This is a genomic window from Mucilaginibacter mallensis (genome assembly GCF_900105165.1).
Taxonomy (GTDB): domain Bacteria; phylum Bacteroidota; class Bacteroidia; order Sphingobacteriales; family Sphingobacteriaceae; genus Mucilaginibacter; species Mucilaginibacter mallensis.
Genome location: NZ_LT629740.1, coordinates 209,052 through 228,495, shown reverse-complemented (window position 1 = coordinate 228,495; position 19,444 = coordinate 209,052). Strand labels below are relative to the sequence as shown.

The window sequence follows — 19,444 nt, the reverse complement described above, 5'->3', positions numbered from 1 at the left end:
ATATTATCCTATTCATAACAATTCACTACCATAAACAGCTTTATCCCAGTCGCTTGTAAGCACAGATATAATATAGTTTTTATCTATATTATATCGAAACTATATATAACTTATAAATTACAAAGTTTGTATATTTGAGAACAAAAAAAGATAAATATGTTAACTATAGGACAAGAATTCCCAAAATTTTCTAAAACAGCGGTTGTTAGTATTGAAAAAGGCAAAGAGTTTGAAACACTAACTTCTGACTACTTTACTAATGATGATAACGTATGGACAGTAATGTTTTGGTGGCCAAAAGATTTTACTTTTGTTTGCCCTACCGAGATTGCTGAATTCAACAAAAGCTATGGCGAGTTTCGCGATCGCGATGCCCGTTTAATTGGTGCATCAACCGATTCTGAATTTGTGCACGCTGCATGGAGAAGAGATCACGAAGATCTGCGCGACCTTAAATTCCCAATGCTGGCCGATACTTCAAAATCATTAGCTGAAGACTTAGGTATATTAGAACCAACTGAAAAAATTGCTTACCGTGCTACTTTCATTGTTGACCCTACCGGCATTATCCGTTGGGTATCAGTTAACGATTTAAACGTTGGCCGTAACGTTAAAGAAGTTTTACGCGTACTTGATGGTTTACAAACCGATGAGCTTTGCCCATGTAACTGGGAAAAAGGTCAGGATACCCTTAGCGTATAATAATTATTAGCATCTACCTATGTTCCCCGTGCTTTATTGCGCGGGGATTTTTTATTCCCATCTACTACAAAATAATATTATCATGAGTGAAGTAACAGAAACCATAACTGAACTATTGCAAACTATCGGCCTTGAAAGCGATTATCGTACCGAGAGCCTTACTTTGCTTGAAAAAGGCGAATCACGCTACCTGCGCGATTTTAAATTGAATTTTACCAGCACACTAACATCAGAACACCTAAGCACTAAGGAATGCGCTTTATTGGGCCTGAGCGTGGCTATAAACAACAATAACACCCCGCTTACTCAATACTATACCAAATACGCCGAAGAACAAGGCGCTACAGCAGCTGATATTGCTGAAGCGGCAGCATGCGCGTCGTTACTGGCATCAAACAACATATTTTACCGTTTCAGGCATTTTACCAAGAAGGAAAAATATAATCTGATCCCTGCACGTATCAGGATGCAGATAATGATGAAACCGATAACCGGCAAGGATTTTTTTGAATTGATGAGCCTTACCATTTCGGCGGTAAATGGCTGCGAGCTATGTGTGAATGCACATGAGGATTCGCTTATAAAATTAGGTACAACAGAGGAGCGTATTTTTGATGCCATCCGTATTGCATCACTGGTAACTGCTGCCGGGAAAGTTATATTTTAAGCTATTTCTGCCGAAAAGACCATCATATAATAAAATATAATGAAAATTTCATGAAATAAAACACATTGCTTAATAAAAGTTTGCTTTTATTAATTAAAAACCTTTAATTTTATAGCAAGATTAAGCACCCTACCTTCCCTTATAGTTTTGTTGATAATACGTGTGATTTAGGTAGGGATATACCAAATTTTTAATTGTTAATTTTTTTTAAAAAGAAGCCGTCCTGGAATAGTGATACCATGGCGGCTTCTTCTTTTTAGTGTGTATCGGTAGCTGCCTTCAATTTCTTGAAAGGCTGCAGGTATAATAATGGTATGGAGAATAACATTACCAAACCCGATATCCAGTAAGCATCAGCATAAGTTAATAATAAGGTTTGTTTAATAACAGCACCTTCTATAGCCATGTATGCCTGGTGGGTAGCATCAAGTAATGAACTACCTTTTGACTGGAAATTCTGTACCAGCATATTAAACCGCGTGTTAAACGGCGTATTGTATTGATTGATATTACTTAACAAGTTATCACGGTGCACTCCCTGGCGTATGTGAATAACTGTTGTTAGCGTAGCAATACCAAAAGCACCGCCTAACTGGCGCATCATGTTGTTTAAGCCTGTTCCCTGCCCAACTTCCGGCCCTTTCAGATCGGCTATTGCTAAGGTGGTTAACGGAACGAATAACAGGGCCATACCAACACCCCTTATTACCAGCGGCCAAAAGAAGTCGCTCGTACCTGAATTAAGGGTTGATTTGCTCAGCATTGTAGTAAACACAAAGAACAAAAACATACCTATGGTTGCCATAAATTGCGCCGGTATACCCTTATTAAGCATTTTACCGATGAACGGCATCATAACAATGGTACATAAGCCACCGGGAAATAGTATCTCCCCTGTTTGCTGTGCCGAAAAGCCCAGCAGGTTCTGACAAAATATTGGGAACACGAATACCGAACCATACAAACCAAACCCGAGCACAAAGGACGTGAACATCCCCACGGCGAAGCTTCGATGCCGCATAATGGCAAAGTTAACTATCGGATGATCCGTACTTAGTTCCCTCCATATGAACAGTAATGTGCCCAATATAGCGGCTATGGTAAGTACCAATATGTATGTTTTTGCAAACCAATCTTCCGATTCACCTTTTTCAAGGATGGTTTGTAAACTGCCTACTGCAACAGCAAGCAGTGCAATGCCCCACCAGTCGATGGGCTTTCCTTTCCCGTCCTTTGGCGTTGTTCGCACAAATGTGTAAGTAAGGAACAATGCCAGTGCACCTACCGGAATATTTACATAAAATATCCATGGCCATGAGTAATTATCAGTTATCCAGCCGCCAATTGTTGGTCCTACTGTTGGCCCTACTACCGCGCCTAAACCAAATAGTGCGGTTGCTGTACCTATTTCCTCACGTGGCCAGGTTTCAATTAATATGGCTTGTGAGGTTGATATTAAACCACCACCTGCAATACCCTGTATAATACGGAAGATTATTAATTCATCTAAACTTGTTGCGTTACCGCATAAAAAGGAGGCTATTGTAAACAATAGTATGGATGCCATGTAGTAATTCTTACGACCAAAGAAGCTGCCTAACCAGCCCGACATCGGCAATACAATTACGTTGGCCACCGCGTAGCCTGTTGTTACCCAGGCCACATCCTCCAGCGTTGCCCCAAGGTTTCCCTGTATCTGGGGCAAGGATACATTCACTATCGTGGTATCAATAAGCTCCAATAACGAAGCCATGATCACTGTGATAGTAATGATCCACTTTCTAAAACCTTGTTCAGCCATTGTTTATTTAGTCTTTATATATAACAGAAACATTCACGCTCATACCCGGACGTAATTTTTCCATCACATCCTTATCAGCCTTGATCAAAATCTTAACAGGCACACGCTGTACTACCTTAACATAGTTACCGGTAGCGTTATCAGGTGGCAGTAAAGAGAATTTTGCACCTGTAGCCGGTGAAAAGTTATATACTACACCCTCTAATTTTAACTCTGGATAAGCATCAACTTCAATATCAACTTTCTGGTTAGCGCGGATTTTATCAAGCTGGGTTTCCTTAAAGTTTGCAGTAATGTATAAGCTGTTATCATTAACAACAGAGAACAGTGTTTGACCTGCCTGTACCAGCTGACCAATCTGAATGTTCTTTTTAGATACAACACCACTTGCTGGTGAAAGCACATTGGTATATGATAATTGCAGCTTAGCATAATCAACATCAACCTGGCGTTGTGTAACACCTGTGTTGGTTACAGTTAACTGGCTTTGAGTAGTACCAATTTGTTGTTGTGCAGCTCTATACTGATCCTGTGCAGCCTTGTAATTTGCCTGCGCAACTTCAAGATCTGATTTTGACTGGTCAAATTGTTGTTGAGTGATAGAACCATCTTTAACAAGGTTTGCATAACGTGCATAATCCTTGGTAACCTGGTCAAGGCGTGCTGCTGCTGATGCAACACCTGCTTTAGCTACTGCCGAGTTTGAGGTAGTAGTAAAGATTTGTGCCTGGCTTACGCCAATACCTGCGCTTGCACCTTTTTGTGCTGCTAAAGCTTGTTCTAATTTTACTTTGTAATCGCGGTCATCAATTTTTACTAAAAGCTGATCCTTGTTTACGTGTTCGTTTTCCTGGAAATACATACTGTCAACATATCCGCCTACACGGGCAACAACCGGGCTTATATCGCCGTCAATCTGCGCGTCGTCAGTATCTACGTGTTTGCTATAGTATATATATTCTTTGATGCCAAAAAAGATGCCACCTATAAGCACTATCCCTAATATAATTGGAAGTACTTTATTGGGTTTCTTTTTAGGTTCTTCTTCTTCTGTGGTGTGTTTCTGTGCCATTGTATTTTAATTGTTGAATTTGTGAATTGATGATTTAGTGAATGTGAGTGATCTGCAAACATTTGCTTTCACTCGTCTGCACATTTATTTGTTAAGTTTTCCGGTTGATTTTAATAATGAGTAATAAGCCAGTACAGCATCTGCTTTAGCAAGCTCCAGGTTTATCTGCGCCTGGAAAAGCAAGGTTTCCGCATCCGCACGATCTGTTGCTGATGCTGTATTGCTCTTGTATTTTGATTGCAGTATGTTATTGTTTTCACCTGCTTGTGCAATTGATGTTTGTAATAACTTGATCTTATCAAGCGCGGTTAAATAGTTCTGATAGTTTTGGTTAACCTCGTCTTTTACATTATCAGTGGTAATACCCTTGTTTATGTCAACCTCGGTACGCTGTATGCTGGCCTGGGCAACTTTATTTTTGTTAAGCCATAAAGCGTCAAAGTTCCATGCTACTGTTACACCTAATACTAAAGGCGTTATATAATTACCATGGGTTGGCAGCGGGTTGGCAGCCACATCAACATAATAACCTGCAGCCGATGCTGACAATGTAGGCAACTGATTAGCCTTTATTGATTTGATATTCAAATCAGCAACACGGTTATTAAAATCAAGCACTCTCAACTCCTGGCGGTTCTGTAATGCAGTATCCAGATAAGCTGATAGTGGCCCTACTATTCTGGCGCTATCGGTAAGCGTATCAATATTTAAAGTTGTAGTTTCAGGCAGACCTAATAAAACATTCAGGTTGTAGTTGATCACTTTCCTGTTATTTTCTAGGTCGATACCATTTAACTGGATATTAGCTTTTTGCAGTTCAAAACGCAAAACATCATTTTTGGTTACCAAACCCTGGTCAAAAAAGCGCTGCGACTGGTGGATCTGCTGATCTTCAGTAGCGATGTTTTGATTTACCACCTTTATGCTCTGCAATACCTTATAAAGGTTGTAGTAAGAGCTGATGATATCAAAAGTGATCTGATCTTTATCCTTGTCGGCATCTAAGCGTGATGCCTGTGTTAAAAGATCAGTGCTTTGGCGGGCATATTTTAATTTATTACCGCCGAAGATAACTTCGTTAACTGATGCGATACCTAAATAAGCATTAGCACCGGTAGGCAAATTAATGGTCTGCTTTCCAAAATCAAGCGTGTTAGCAGGTATCTGCGCACGGTCATAAGCAAAGCTTACAGAGCCAGTAGGCAACGATTTGTCTTTTGCCTGTTTGTACTGTGAAACCGCCTCATCAATTTTAGCTTGTGAGTACTTCAGTGTCTTACTGTTTTGGAGGCCCAAATCTATGGCTTCCTTTAGGGTAAGTGTTTTGTCCTGTGCTGATGCCTTGTTGCCGGTAAATGCTATTAATAGCAAAGCCGCAAGCAAGCCAAGCAACGACATTTTAAACAATTGTTTGTGGGATATATTAATTTGTGTGTTCATTGTCATTTAGTAAATAAGATTTTAATAGGGTTTTTAAATATTTTTTTAACCGCGGCTTGAGCTTTTCTTCTATTATTTTTTCATCAAGAATGTCATAACCTAACATACTTGATGCTAACAGCGGTGTATTTATCATGAAGTTCTTGGTACCATAAATGGTAGCAACCACCATCTGCAGATCAGAGTCGGCTTTAAACTCGCCATTATCAATCCCTTCCTGTAGCATTTTATAGAGCTCTAATACGCTCGTCATCAACATGGCGTGAATTTTGTCGGAAAGATCTGTTCTTCTGTTAATACTCATTTCCTGGTACAAAAGTTTCTGGAAACAGTTATTATTAACAACACGGTTGCTATAAATATCAATATAGCTTTCAACTTTCGCCCAGGAACTAATGGTATCATCAATACCAAGATTGTGCAAAATATCCTGAAAAGAAGAGATCTTACGATCAAAAACAGCAAGGAACAAACCTTCTTTTGAACCGAAATAATAGTTTAGCATCGCCATGTTTACACCGGCCTCTCCCGAGATCATCCGGGTAGATGCGCCGTCGAAACCCATATCAGAAAATACCCTTTCGGCTACATCCAGTATATGGTCTTTCTTGTCTATTTTATCTTTGTCCATTTTCTTTTAACGGCACAAAATTAATCAAACGATTGATTAATTTAAAATAAAATTAGTCATTGATTTGTAATTAACTGACTAATAGATTCAAAAATTCAATCAGTTGATTAACGGGCAACAATTTTCGGCAGTATTTGTTTTATCTAAATGAAAATGAACACGTTGAGCACGAAAATGAGCTGCTTAACAAGAATACTGCGAACAAATGTACTTCAAGTTTATTGCGCGATTGTTGAGCGATTGTTAAATTCTTGATACGAAAATAATTCGCCGTCTATCTTTCAATATATTTGTTGTTATGAAGCGTATTAAACTCATTAGTATACTGTTATTATTTACCAGTTCTGTTTTTGCACAAACCGCCCCACCTGCCGACATTGCAACCATTGAGCAAGGCCTAAAAAAGCTGAACGTTTTAGGCAGTGTACTATATATAGCAGCCCATCCTGATGATGAAAATACTCGCCTGCTGGCTTACCTGGCACAGGAAAAACATTACCGAACGGGCTACCTGTCATTAACCCGCGGCGATGGCGGGCAAAACCTGATAGGTAATGAACAGGGTGAACTTTTAGGCTTGATACGCACACAGGAACTTTTAGCCGCACGCCGTGTGGATGGCGCCGAACAGTTTTTTAGCCGCGCAAACGATTTTGGCTTTAGCAAAGGCCCCGGCGAAACGTTAAAAATATGGGATAAAGAAAAAGTACTAAGCGATGTAGTTTGGGTTATCCGCAAGTTCAGGCCCGATGTGATTATCTGCCGTTTCCCAACAACGGGCGAAGGCGGGCACGGGCACCATACCGCATCAGCAATATTAGCGCAGGAAGCGTTTGCAGCAGCTGCCGATCCAAGCCGTTTCCCGGAGCAATTAAAATATGTAAAAGTTTGGCAGGCTAAACGCTTGCTTTGGAACACTTTTAGCTTTGGCAGCATAAATACTACCGCTGCGGATCAATTTAAAATAAACGTTGGGGTTTACAACCCCATACTAGGCAAAGGCTATGGAGAAATGGCTGCCGAAAGCCGCTCCAATCATAAAACACAGGGCTTTGGCTCAGCCAAGCAACGTGGTGATACTTACGAATATTTCAAAAACATTTTAGGCGATGCCCCTAAAACTGACCTGATGGATGGCGTTAATACCACATGGAGCAGGGTTGAGGGTGGAAGCGCCATTGGATCGGAAGTTGAAAAGATCCATAAAGATTTTGATGTGGACCATCCTGAAAAATCAGTTAGCGGATTGGTGAACTTGTTGGATAAGATTGAAAAAGTGCCCGATACCTACTGGAAAACACAAAAGACAAAGGAGCTGGATGAGTTGATTGCCGCTTGCGCGGGCTTATGGTGCGAAGCTTACAGTGCCGAACAAACCTATGCCGTTGGCGATCAGATGAACGTTCTTTCGCAGGTGATAAACCGTTATGGCTTAAATATATCCTTAAAAGGGCTCACCTTATTGCAACGCCCTGATAATATAAACTCTGACCCGAACTCTTTTATTGAACCCATAGCAAATTACAATTTGCCCGTTACTACAAAAGACAAAACTATCCCGGCAAATGAGCTACAGTCATATAATAATGACTGTATTGCAAGCAAGATATCACAACCTTACTGGCTGGAAGCAGCACATGATGCAGGTACTTATAAGCTCAATTACGAAGGCAATGCCGGTAATCCTGAAAATCCCGATGCGCCAACCATACGATTTGATTTTTCAATCGATGGGCGCTCCATTGTTTTAGATAGGAACTTGATGTACAAATATGTAAATCCTGCCAAAGGGGAAATTTATCAGCCGGTAGAAATTGCCCCGGCGGTAACCGCTAATGTTGCAGGTAAGGATTATATATTCAGTGCAAAACAAAGCCAGAATATAGAGATAGACTTAAAAAGCTTTACTAAGGCCAGTGGCAGCATCAGCATAAAACCTATACCGGGTTGGACCGTGAGTCCTGACAAAATAGATTTCACCAATAAAAATAAAGGCGATGAATGGGCGGCAGTGTTTACTGTTACGCCAACAAATAGCACACCTAACACCAGTGTTTTTGAAACGATAGTAACGGCCAATGGTAAGTCCTCTTCCCTGGGTATAAGGCGTATCAGTTACGAACACGTGCCGAATATTACCTTATTCCCGCCATCCCAGGCTAAATTAATATACCTCGACCTGAAAACCGCAGGTAAAAAGATCGGCTATATTGAAGGCGCAGGTGACCTGGTACCCGAGGCTTTGCGACAGGTAGGTTATGAGGTGCATATGCTTACCGAAAGCGAGATCATGAACAGCGACCTTTCGGTTTATGATGCCATTATCACCGGTGTACGTGCTTACAATGTGAACAACCGATTGGCCGTTGAGCAGCCTAAATTGATGGATTACGTAAACAATGGCGGCAATTTGGTAGTACAGTATAATAATAACAACGGCATATTGGTTAACCAGATCGGTCCATATCCTTTCCGCCCGGTAAACCAGCGGGTAACTGATGAAACGGCTAAGGTTACGGTGCTTGACCCGCAAAACCCGGTATTAAATTATCCCAACAAGATAAACGATGCCGATTTTGATGGCTGGATACAGGAACGCGGCCTATACTTTGTAAGCGACATCGACCCTAAATATCAAACCCCACTGCAAATGAACGACCCTAATGAGCAACCGAACAAAGGTTCGCTGATCGTAACCAATTATGGTAAAGGGCGGTTTGTATATACATCGCTGGCATTCTTCAGGGAATTGCCTGCCGGGGTGCCCGGAGCATACCGTTTATTTGTTAATTTACTCAGCAATCCAAAAAAATAACATTTGCATTAGGCATCAATGCATTAATAATATAAATTTGCAACTTATAATTACGCAATATGGCACATCATCAAAAAGAGGAAGAAAAAAGCTACGATTACCTTTACTATGTTTTAGGATTAATTACCGGTGTATTTACAGGTGCAATTTTAGATGTTGGTATGATATGGGCTTTAGTTGGCGGCGTTCTGGGTCTGTTATCAGCAGCCTTCTTTCTTAACGTACTTGTTAAAGGCCGCGAAGACAAATAAGCAATCTTTTAAAAAATCATTTATACAAAACCAGTTTTGCAGCTATTGTTGTAAACTGGTTTTTTGTTTTTAGTGGCTTGCCAATTGCTTATGCAGTTTACGGTGTACAACGGTCCGCACCTGTTTAGTTTTGGTTTTCTTCCGCTTGCCCAGCCATATTATAAAGCCGGTAACAGGTAAACTACCGCATATCAGGCTCGCTAAAAAAGCGATAATCTTGCCCGGCAATCCCAATGCCTGCCCTACGTGTATATCATAGTTGAGATCGTTCAGCTTCATGCCTACGCTTTTTTTAGTTTCAGGTAGATCTTTCAGCAGCTTTGCCGTGTACTTATCAAAATAATAATCATCGGCATTACCATAATGCAGGCTCTTGGCATAAGCGTTTACCCCAACGGTACCCGCTGCTGTGGCATCATCATAAATTAAAAACATCTCTGCCTTTGGCGATTTTTGCTCTGCAACTATTAAAGCCCTGTCGATAACAGGCTTTGCTATGAACATTGCCTTGTTTAATGAATCTGATTTAGGGAGAACTTTTTCGGCCGCATAAGTCTTACCCAGGTTAGCCGTTTTATATATACCATCACGCACCCAGTCGAAAGTCATGGATAAGCCCGTTAAGGCTAATATAATCGCTATACTGGTTGCATAAAAGCCCAGCACATTATGCAGATCATAATTTACCCTGCGCCAGCGGCCGTTCCATTTAATGCTGAAACTGCGCTTACGGTCTGATTTTCGTTTGGGCCACCATAAAACGATCCCCGTTATCATCAGCACAACAAAAATAATGACCGATATACCCACCACCAGCGCACCTGCCTTTGGCGGCAGTAATAAATACAGGTGGATGAATTCAACTATGGTAAAAAAGTTTTTGCTGGCAACTTCGGTATGGGTTATTTGCGCGGTATAAGGGTTTAAGTAAACAAAGGTAAACTCATCCTTGGGCCAGGCTACCAGTACCGCGGCAGGGCGATCCTTACCATAATAATAGATGTAACTGGCGGTAGCGCGCGGGTATTTTTTTAAAGCTGTGCTTTTTAATACTGAGGGATCGGCATAAGGCCTGTTTTGTACAGTTACTGTACGATAAGGGCAAAGCGCATCCTGTATCTCATCCTGAAAACAAAAGATACAGCCGGTTATACTCACTATTAACACCACCAGCCCGGATATAAACCCGAGCCAGCGATGTATGAAAAGTATAACTTTTTTGAAAGTCATTTATTTAAAACTTGTAGGTAACACTTGCGGCAACACTGCGTAATTGCTGCGGATTAAAGGTAGAGTAGCCTATCCAATATTTTTCATCGCCAATGTTGTTCATCTTTACTGCCACCCTGAATTTGGTAAAATCATAAAATGCTGAGGCATTGAAAACAGTATATTCAGGTAATGTAAAAGTACCCAGCGTTCTGCTGTTCACTACTTTGTTATCACTCGCGTAGTTGCCGCCGAAGCCCAGGCCTAAGCCTTTAAGCACCCCTTGTGGTAAACGATAGCTCAGCCAAAAGTTTGCAGAGTATGGCGATGCCGCAGTACCAGGGCGCAGGCCATCCACATCGGCAGTAGTGTTTTTGTATTTTGAATCATTATAGGCAAACCCGGTAATTACATTAAACCCGGTAAACGGATTGGCAATAATTTCGGCCTCAAAGCCCTGGCTTTGCTGTGTTCCGTTCTGTATGGAATGAAGCGCGTCATACGGGCGGATGATATCTTTTACGTTGATGCTGTAATAGCTTAATGTACTGCTTAGCTTGCCGGCAAACACATCAAATTTAACACCGCCTTCAATTTGGTTTGCTTGCTCCGGTTTAAAAGGCTTACCCGCATAATCCGTTCCCTGCTCATTAGTGAAACCATTTTGATAATTAGAAAACAATGATACCTGATTCTTCACCAACTGGTACACCAGGCCAAATTTTGGAGAAAAAGCGTTTTGGTTATATGCTCCTGTTTTTAATTGTGTTGTCGGGCTATAATTACCTTCATTGTTAAAATGATCAAAACGGATAGCCGCTGAAGCAATTAAGCGATCGGTAATATTCAACACATCTGATATATAGCCGCTATAGGTGTTTGAGTTGAATATAATCGGGTAGGTAAAACCAGGGGCTCCGGCAGCATAAACAGCATCCATACTGGCTTTGTTGAAATTATCATAGCTTGCGGTTGGTTGCTGTAATGATACCTTATCAAATGAGCTCCCGAAAAAAAATTGGTTTGAGTTGTTCCTGATGTAATCCAAGCCGCCTACAAAACGGTTCCTGAGTTTACCGATTTTAAAATCGCCATTAAAATTCTGCTGTACCTCTATAAACTGGTCTTTGCTGTTACGGGTTGACTGGTCGTTACGGGATATTGAATCCTTCGACAATAAATAATAGTATGAGCCAAAGCCATCAGAAAAGCTATTTGTTGCGGAGAAATTGGTTTGCGATGTCCATTCATCTGATATTTTGTACTTAACCTCGCCGTAAAAATTATCGTTTCTTGATCGCTGACTCAGATCCCCATTATTATATGAATTTTTGTAATTAGCATTTAGTTGATTGGCATTACTTACACCTATACTGGCAATACTAACGCCATATGGGAAAAAGTATATGGTATTGGCAGTATTTGACCCTGTTGAGATTTCCGCATCCAGCTGAATAGTTAATCGGCTGTTCACTTTATATAATAAGCTTGGATCGAATACGAAATTTCTGTTGTATCCATTAGTCAGGAAGGAACCCTGGTAATTAAAGGCTGTATTTACACGTAAAAGCAAATTCTTTTGCCCATCTAAGGGCGTATTTATATCCGCGCTTACACGGTTAAAATGATAGTTACCGGCGCTGTAAGATACTTCGCCGCCAACTGTATCATAAGGCTTTTTGGTAACGCGGTTTATTAACCCCCCATATGAAGTTAATGCACTGCCAAACAAGGTAGCCGAAGGGCCTTTCAGTACTTCAATACTTTCAATATTAACGGCATCAACTGTATTGGTTATATTACCTGCCAGGCCATTTCTTAACTGGCCCTGTAAAATAAAACCACGCGAATTATAATAGCTGCCGCCATCACCACCACGGCCTGTTGCATTCCACATTTGTTGCAAGCCTGGTGCATTTTTAAGCGCGTCATCTTCACTAAAAGCAAGCTGATCGGTTATCAGGCTTTTAGTAATGGTTGTATAAACCTGCGGATTTTCCAGATTTTTTAATGGCATTTTTGCCACGTCATCACTTTTCTTTGTACTGAACTTGTTGGTTTTGTTGGCATTCACCGTTACCTGCTGCAAGGCGCTGGTAGAAATACTAAGTATGATATTAGGGACAATAGTGACTTGTGAAGCCTTTATGATAACCGCTGTTTCCTGCGCTTTGACGCCAACGTGACTAACTACTAAAGTATAATTGCCTGCAGGGGCTTTAAAGTGGAATTTTCCCTCTTCATTAGTTACCGAGCCAAAGCTTGTGCCTTTTAAACTAACAGATACATTTTCAACGGGCTTGCTATTTTCTGTGAACACATAACCTGAAATAGTGCCTTTTCCCGCGTCATTATCATCGGCAAATACATGTCCCGCCACGAAAAATAGCAGGGCAGAAAATATTAAAGTAAAAATTGTTTTGTGAGATAACCCGAGATACATATCTTATTTAGACTAATTAAAAACTGCGCAAATATAGGTATCGGCACCTAAATTGTTTAGATTAATTATAAATAAGACGGTAATGAATTAAATATCAATCACTTCTTTTTTCTTTTTGCTGCGCATTCGCTTAGGAACAAGCTCCAGGATCTCATTTTTAAGGGCATCTATCATGCGTTTTTTCAGAAAGTTATTCTGCACAACAATGCTCACCTCACGGGCCGGTTCAGGTGATCTGAAATAGCGCACTTTATCTAACTGGCGGTCGCTGAGATCGGCCAATGCCAGCTCAGGCAGGATGGTGGCGCCATTATTCTGATCCACCATGCGTTTCAGGGTTTCAACGCTGCCGGTATTATACTCAAAATGCTGAAAGCCTTTGGTTGATTTGCGGCGCTGGCAAATATTTAAAACCTGCTCACGCATGCAATGGCCTTCGTTTAACACCCATATCTCTTCCATATCAATATCTTCGGGGCAGATATTCTTCTTTTTGGAAAGCTTGCTGTTTTTAGATACATAAGCCACAAAGTTCTCGTAAAAAACAGGGATCTCCTTTAAATTACTTTCATGTAATGGGGTTGAAAGTATGCCGCAATCAATGGTGCCATTTTTTAATTGCTGAATGATGCTTTCGGTAGTCTGCTCCCATACAATGAGCTTTACCTGCGGATATTTCTCAACAAAGCCATGCAATATTTTTGGCAGTATATAGGGTGAAACTGTTGGAATAATAGCTACCTTTAATTCCCCTGATAATTCTTTTTGCCTGTCGGTGATAATTTCCTTTATTTTTTCGCTTTCGGCAAGCAGGGTGCGAGCCTGGGCTATGATCTCTATACCTATTTCGGTAGGGCTAACGGGTTGTTTACTACGGTCGAAAATCTTAACACCCAGCGTATTTTCCAGCTTCTGAACCTGCATGCTGAGTGTAGGCTGGGTAACAAAACATTTTTCGGCGGCGGTAACAAAACTGCGGTAGGTGTCAACCGCTACAATGTATTCGAACTGAACTATCGTCATATAGATATTATCTATACAAATATAGTAATTATTGATTTTTTCTATTGAAATTTTATCGTGAAGTTTGATATATACAAAAACTACAAATATGGAAACAAACAAAAAGAAGCTTACTACGGCATCGGGCATTCCGTACGTAGAAAATGAAAACTCCATGACCCTTGGCCCACGCGGGCCGATATTGCTGCAGGATTTCATTTTACATGAGAAAATGGCTCATTTTAACCGCGAACGTATCCCTGAGCGTGTAGTACATGCCAAAGGTTCGGGCGCATATGGCACTTTTACTGTTACACACGATATTTCTAAATATACCCGCGCTAAGGTTTTTGATACCATTGGTAAAGAAACCAAAGTTTTTCTGCGTTTTTCAACCGTTGGCGGCGAAAAGGGTTCGGCTGACACTGAGCGCGACCCGCGTGGTTTTGCGGTTAAGTTTTATACCGAAGAAGGTAACTGGGACCTGGTAGGTAACAATACACCGGTATTCTTTATAAAAGATCCTAAAAAGTTCGGTGATTTTATCCATACACAAAAACGCGACCCATATACCAACTCTAAAAGCGCAACCATGATGTGGGATTTCTGGTCGCTGAACCCGGAGAGTTTACACCAGGTTACCATCCTGATGTCGGACCGGGGTACGCCTTACGGTTACCGCCATATGGATGGCTTTGGAAGCCATACCTTCTCCTTTATCAATGCCAATAATGAGCGTTTCTGGGTGAAGTTCCATTTCAAGACCCAACAGGGTATCAAAAACTTTACCGATGAGGAAGCTGGCGAAATGCGTGGCAAAGCGCCTGATTTCGCACAGCATGACCTGTTAACTTCAATTGATAATGGCGATTTCCCGAAATGGAGCCTTAAAATACAGGTAATGCCGGAGGCTGATGCCAAAACATATCACCTTAATCCATTCGACCTTACTAAAGTTTGGCCGCATGGCGATTATCCTTTGATTGATGTTGGCACATTGGAACTGAATGAAAACCCGGATAATTACTTTGCACACGTAGAACAGGCTGCTTTTGCACCGGCACACGTAATTGATGGTGTTGGTTATTCACCTGATAAAATGCTGCAGGGCCGTATACTATCATACCCTGATGCACACAGGCACCGTTTAGGCGCTAACTATGAGCAGATCCCGGTTAATAAGTGCCCATTCGCGGTAAACAATTACCAGCGCGATGGCCAGATGAGAGTTGATGGCAACCATGGCAGCGGGCCGAATTATTTCCCTAACAGCTTTGATGATATTGTAGCCGACCAAAGCTATAAAGAACCAGCATGGGATATCGGTAATTCAGTAGCCGACTGGTACGACCGCAATGCTGAAGGCGAAAACGATCATTATACACAACCGGGCAATTTATACCGCTTAATGAGCGAAGAAGCTAAGCACGACCTGATCACCAATATCACCAACTCTATGAGTGGTATTGACGGGCCAAAACGCGATATTATTGTTAACAGGCAGCTTTGCCACTGGTTCAGGGCTGATGTGGGTTTAGGCATGGCGATAGCCAAAGGCCTGGAACTTGATCTGAGTGAAACTATGAAACATATGCCGCAGACGGTGTAGTTTTTAGTCTTTAGTCTAAAGTCGATAGTCCTGAGTAAATAGGGCGTTCTATATAAACAAAAAGCCATAGCTAAATTTTAGCTATGGCTTTTTGTTTATTGTTAATCGATGACTACCGACTTTAGACTAAAGACTATTGACTAGATTAATATCACCAACCTCTTCCCGCTGGGGATCTCTTTATCCCAGGCAGTTTCAATATCTTTCAGTTCAAGTGTTTCGGTTTCTATCTTTAGCTTGCCATCTGCTGCCAGCTGGAACATTTCGGGCACCATCTCGGTAAATAAACGCTTCATATCATCAGCATTAACGCTGCCCAATCCTGAGCCTGATATTTCAATATCAGAGCTTCTTAATGTACCTGATGAAAGGCTTATTTTATCGCCGGCCATAGCGCCAACGGTTACGTAGCGAACCTTGTGGGTTGTACTGCCTGTGCCTTGTAAGGCTGCAAGTACCAGTTCGGCAGGGTGACCCCATATATAATCTATCACTACATCAATTGGTGTAGCGGCATGCAATTCTTTTACCTGTTTAATAATCTGCTCGTCGTCCTGTTTCAGGGAAATGATCTCATCGGCACCTAAAGAGAGCAGTTTATGAAGTGATTCCGCATTTCTGCCGGTTACTATTACCTTTTTAGCGCCGTAGTGTTTGGCAAGCTGTACGGCAACCATACCTGTTACACCAGTTGCGCCGTTAATTAAAACTACTTCGCCCGGCTGTAATTTTGCCCGGTAATGTATGGCCGCTCCGGCACCCATAACTGCGTTTGGTAATGCTGCGGCGGTTATATCATCGAGCCCGGCAGGTATTTTCACCATCCTTCTTTTGTCGATAATACCTTTTTCGGCTATCATGCCGGTAACGCCAAAGCCATATACCCGTGTGCCATCAGCTAAAACACCAACACCATCCATGCCTAAGGTGCGTGGCTCCTGCGTGTGTGCTCCGCTGGAATAATGTTGACCGCTGGCTATACCTTTGTCAAGGTTCTTAACAGCCGCTGCTTTTACATTTATTAATAGGTGATTATCATTCTGTACTATCGGATCGGCAAAATCACCATACTTTGGTGTTGTGCCGGGTGCGTATAATATTGCTGCTTTCATTGTCTTATTTGTTTATACAAAGATGGGGATAGCAACAACAGCCGGGCGATAACATTTGTTATCAAATATGTTTTTCTTTCAGTAGCCTGCTTTTTATACGGCTCAGGTGTACGGTAGTAATACCCAGATACGAGGCAATATAATGCTGGGGCACCCGCTGAATGATCTGTGGCTTTTCGGTGAGCAGGTTAAGGTAACGCTGCTGCGGCGTATCGCGGATAAATGAGAGGAACTGCTTCATATAATGCAACTGCCTTTCAAATAAAACATTTATCATTTCATTCAAAAAATCAACTTCCTTGTTCAGGGATACCATTATGGTTTCATAGTCTTTTTTTTCCAGTACGTAAAGTATACAGGGTTCAATTGTTTCAATAGTGAACATGCCCGGAATATTTTTCCGGAAGCTTTCAAGCGATGCCAGGCCCTCGCCCTCAAAAAAGAATTGAAATGTGGTGTCTTTCCCGTTATTGTTGAACCAAACCCTCAAGCAGCCTTTTTCAACAATGAACGATCTTTTGGATATATCGCCTTCATGTAAAAGAACAGTCCGCGCCGGTACTTCAATCCGCTTGTGCATACCTATATAGGCATCCCAATGCTGTATTAAATGTGGGAACTTATCTTTAAACTGAAAGAACATTTAATTGATGATTTTTGGTTCAATGTTAGCTCATAGTTGATAGTTGATGGTTCATAGCAATCGCATTTGCTTGTTCTTTTTACTATGAACCATCAACTATAAGCTTACTCTACCGTAACTGATTTTGCCAGATTTCGTGGCTGATCAACGTTACAGCCGCGCATTACCGCAATGTGGTATGCAAGTAACTGTAAAGGTATGGTTGCCAGCAGGGGCACAAAGGCTTCGCTGGTTTGTGGTATTTCAATGGTGTACTCGGCCATTTCCTTTACATCCACATCACCTTCGGATACGATGGCTATTACATGGCCTCCGCGTGCTTTTACTTCCTGTATATTACTCACCACTTTTTCGTATGATGAGTTTTTGGTAGCGATAAACACAACCGGCATCGCATCATCAATCAGCGCGATAGGGCCGTGTTTCATTTCAGCGGCAGGGTAGCCTTCGGCGTGTATGTAGGAGATCTCCTTTAATTTTAAAGCACCCTCAAGCGCTACCGGGAACGAGCTTCCGCGACCTAAGAATATGCAATTATTTGAGTCTTTAAACCGCTCAGCTATCTCTTTAACTTTATCATTAACCTTTAAAGTACGTTCAACCAATTCAGGTATCTGGTTCAATTCGGTTAAATATTCTACCAGTTTGCTGCGGGTAATAGTGCCGCGTTGCTGGGCAATATAAAATGCCATCAGCGTTAAAACAGTAACCTGCGCGGTAAATGCTTTGGTTGATGCCACACCAATTTCGGGGCCAGCGTGGGTATAAACCCCTGCATGCGTAGTACGTGGGATTGATGCGCCCACCACGTTACAAACACCAAAAATAGTAGCGCCTTTTTCTTTAGCCAGTTCAATGGCAGCCATGGTATCGGCGGTTTCGCCGGATTGTGAAATGGCTATTACCAGGTCCTTTTCCGTAATTATAGGGTTACGATACCTGAACTCCGAAGCATACTCCACTTCAACAGGTACACGTGCATACTCTTCAATCAAATATTCACCAACCAAACCCGCATGCCATGATGTACCACAGGCAACGATGATGATACGGTCGACATTCTTCAGTTTTTCGGTGTATTCCTTTATCCCGCCCAACTGTACTTTGCCCTGCTCGGGATAGATCCTTCCTCTCATACAATCACGTATGGAACGTGGCTGCTCATAGATCTCCTTGAGCATAAAGTGATCGTAACCACCTTTTTCCAGCATTTCCAGCTTCAGATCGAGTTCCTGTATGTACGGGGTTTGAACAGTGTTGTCGATGTTTTTGACCAGCAAGCTATCACGGTGTACAAACGCGATCTCGTTATCATTTAGGTAGATCACATTTTTAGTGTACTCCACAATAGGCGTAGCATCTGACGCTATAAAATATTCGCCTTTGCCTACACCTATCACCATTGGGCTGCCTTTGCGGGCGGCAATCAGCAGATCGGGTTCATCGGCACTCATTATAACAATGGCGTAAGCGCCTATTACTTTATTTAAAGCAGCACGTACAGCCTCACGCAGGTCGAGCCCGGTTTCCTGTATAATGTCTTCAACCAGGTGAATCAACACCTCGGTATCAGTATCACTTTTAAAAACATGCCCTTTAGCTAATAAAGTTTCTTTAATGATACCGTAATTTTCAATTATGCCATTGTGGATAATGGTAAGCTTACGGTCGCCCGATGAATGCGGGTGTGAGTTACGATCGCTTGGCGCGCCGTGTGTTGCCCAGCGGGTATGGCCCATACCCATTGAACCGGCCATGGGTATATCTTTAACAAAATTTTCAAGGTCGCTTACCTTACCGGCTTTTTTATAAACCTTAAGATCGGTATCAAGCAAGGCTATACCTGCACTGTCATAACCGCGGTACTCCAACCGGTGTAAACCTTTTATTATAATAGGATAAGCATCCCTGTAACCAATGTAACCTACAATTCCGCACATAAATATTTTTTGATTTATAAAGGGTATAAATAATTGTTATAACAAAAAAAACATACTTATTATTCTGTTAAAACGCTTAACAAAAATAATAAGTATGTTTCAATTAA

General features: G+C 41.6%; 15 protein-coding genes. 5 read left to right on the top strand and 10 right to left on the bottom strand.

The genetic code is table 11. The features are described from left to right. The first annotated feature begins 156 nt into the window (after positions 1 to 156). Together BLU33_RS00930 and BLU33_RS00925 are read left to right on the top strand one after the other, a co-directional pair. A complete protein-coding gene (locus BLU33_RS00930; protein WP_091367847.1) occupies positions 157 to 702 on the top strand; it encodes a peroxiredoxin in 546 nt (181 codons plus the stop codon). Between the two features lie 82 nt (positions 703 to 784). Further along, the gene (locus BLU33_RS00925) at positions 785 to 1,369 is read left to right on the top strand and encodes a carboxymuconolactone decarboxylase family protein (protein ID WP_091367845.1); all 585 of its coding nucleotides are present in this window, start codon (positions 785 to 787) and stop codon (positions 1,367 to 1,369) included. Between the two features lie 256 nt (positions 1,370 to 1,625). On the opposite strand, the gene BLU33_RS00920 is transcribed toward BLU33_RS00925, so the two are convergent. From BLU33_RS00920 to BLU33_RS00905, 4 genes are all read right to left on the bottom strand, one after another. Then, complete coding sequence (locus BLU33_RS00920; RefSeq protein ID WP_091367843.1) at positions 1,626 to 3,170, bottom strand: DHA2 family efflux MFS transporter permease subunit; 1,545 nt, start codon at positions 3,168 to 3,170, stop codon at positions 1,626 to 1,628. Positions 3,171 to 3,177: 7 nt separating this feature from the next. Further along, on the bottom strand, positions 3,178 to 4,242 hold the full coding sequence (locus BLU33_RS00915; protein WP_091367840.1) for an HlyD family secretion protein: 1,065 nt from the start codon (positions 4,240 to 4,242) through the stop codon (positions 3,178 to 3,180). A gap of 84 nt (positions 4,243 to 4,326) precedes the next feature. Then, positions 4,327 to 5,682: a TolC family protein gene (locus tag BLU33_RS00910; protein ID WP_232009365.1), complete on the bottom strand. Its 1,356-nt coding sequence runs from the start codon at positions 5,680 to 5,682 to the stop codon at positions 4,327 to 4,329. Beyond that, positions 5,666 to 6,313 carry a TetR/AcrR family transcriptional regulator gene (locus tag BLU33_RS00905; protein WP_091367833.1) on the bottom strand — a complete coding sequence of 216 codons (648 nt, stop codon included), beginning with the start codon at positions 6,311 to 6,313 and terminating at the stop codon, positions 5,666 to 5,668. The genes BLU33_RS00910 and BLU33_RS00905 overlap by 17 nt, the downstream gene beginning before the upstream one ends. 298 nt (positions 6,314 to 6,611) lie before the next feature. Here BLU33_RS00905 and BLU33_RS00900 point away from each other — a divergent pair, with 298 nt between their 5' ends. Beyond that, the gene (locus tag BLU33_RS00900) at positions 6,612 to 9,128 is read left to right on the top strand and encodes a PIG-L family deacetylase (protein WP_091367831.1); all 2,517 of its coding nucleotides are present in this window, start codon (positions 6,612 to 6,614) and stop codon (positions 9,126 to 9,128) included. A 59-nt stretch (positions 9,129 to 9,187) separates the two neighbouring features. Further along, complete coding sequence (locus BLU33_RS00895) at positions 9,188 to 9,379, top strand: hypothetical protein (protein WP_091367828.1); 192 nt, start codon at positions 9,188 to 9,190, stop codon at positions 9,377 to 9,379. A gap of 69 nt (positions 9,380 to 9,448) precedes the next feature. Here BLU33_RS00895 and BLU33_RS00890 read toward each other — a convergent pair whose 3' ends face one another. From BLU33_RS00890 to BLU33_RS00880, 3 genes are all read right to left on the bottom strand, one after another. Beyond that, positions 9,449 to 10,609 carry a PepSY-associated TM helix domain-containing protein gene (locus BLU33_RS00890; protein WP_091367825.1) on the bottom strand — a complete coding sequence of 387 codons (1,161 nt, stop codon included), beginning with the start codon at positions 10,607 to 10,609 and terminating at the stop codon, positions 9,449 to 9,451. A gap of 4 nt (positions 10,610 to 10,613) precedes the next feature. After that, complete coding sequence (locus tag BLU33_RS00885; RefSeq protein ID WP_197684546.1) at positions 10,614 to 12,968, bottom strand: TonB-dependent receptor; 2,355 nt, start codon at positions 12,966 to 12,968, stop codon at positions 10,614 to 10,616. 150 nt (positions 12,969 to 13,118) lie between these two features. Further along, positions 13,119 to 14,054, bottom strand: a complete 936-nt coding sequence (locus tag BLU33_RS00880; RefSeq protein WP_091380060.1) for a hydrogen peroxide-inducible genes activator — start codon at positions 14,052 to 14,054, stop codon at positions 13,119 to 13,121. Positions 14,055 to 14,142: 88 nt separating this feature from the next. On the opposite strand from BLU33_RS00880, the gene BLU33_RS00875 reads away from it, so the two are divergent. After that, positions 14,143 to 15,642: a catalase gene (locus tag BLU33_RS00875; RefSeq protein ID WP_091367819.1), complete on the top strand. Its 1,500-nt coding sequence runs from the start codon at positions 14,143 to 14,145 to the stop codon at positions 15,640 to 15,642. Between the two features lie 140 nt (positions 15,643 to 15,782). Here the strand turns inward: BLU33_RS00875 and BLU33_RS00870 are convergent, their stop codons facing one another. From BLU33_RS00870 to glmS, 3 genes are all read right to left on the bottom strand, one after another. Then, positions 15,783 to 16,754: a quinone oxidoreductase family protein gene (locus BLU33_RS00870; protein ID WP_091367817.1), complete on the bottom strand. Its 972-nt coding sequence runs from the start codon at positions 16,752 to 16,754 to the stop codon at positions 15,783 to 15,785. A gap of 61 nt (positions 16,755 to 16,815) precedes the next feature. Continuing rightward, on the bottom strand, positions 16,816 to 17,397 hold the full coding sequence (locus BLU33_RS00865) for a Crp/Fnr family transcriptional regulator (RefSeq protein ID WP_091367816.1): 582 nt from the start codon (positions 17,395 to 17,397) through the stop codon (positions 16,816 to 16,818). Positions 17,398 to 17,501: 104 nt separating this feature from the next. Then, the gene (gene glmS, locus BLU33_RS00860) at positions 17,502 to 19,337 is read right to left on the bottom strand and encodes a glutamine--fructose-6-phosphate transaminase (isomerizing) (protein WP_091367814.1); all 1,836 of its coding nucleotides are present in this window, start codon (positions 19,335 to 19,337) and stop codon (positions 17,502 to 17,504) included. Between the last annotated feature and the right edge of the window lie 107 nt (positions 19,338 to 19,444).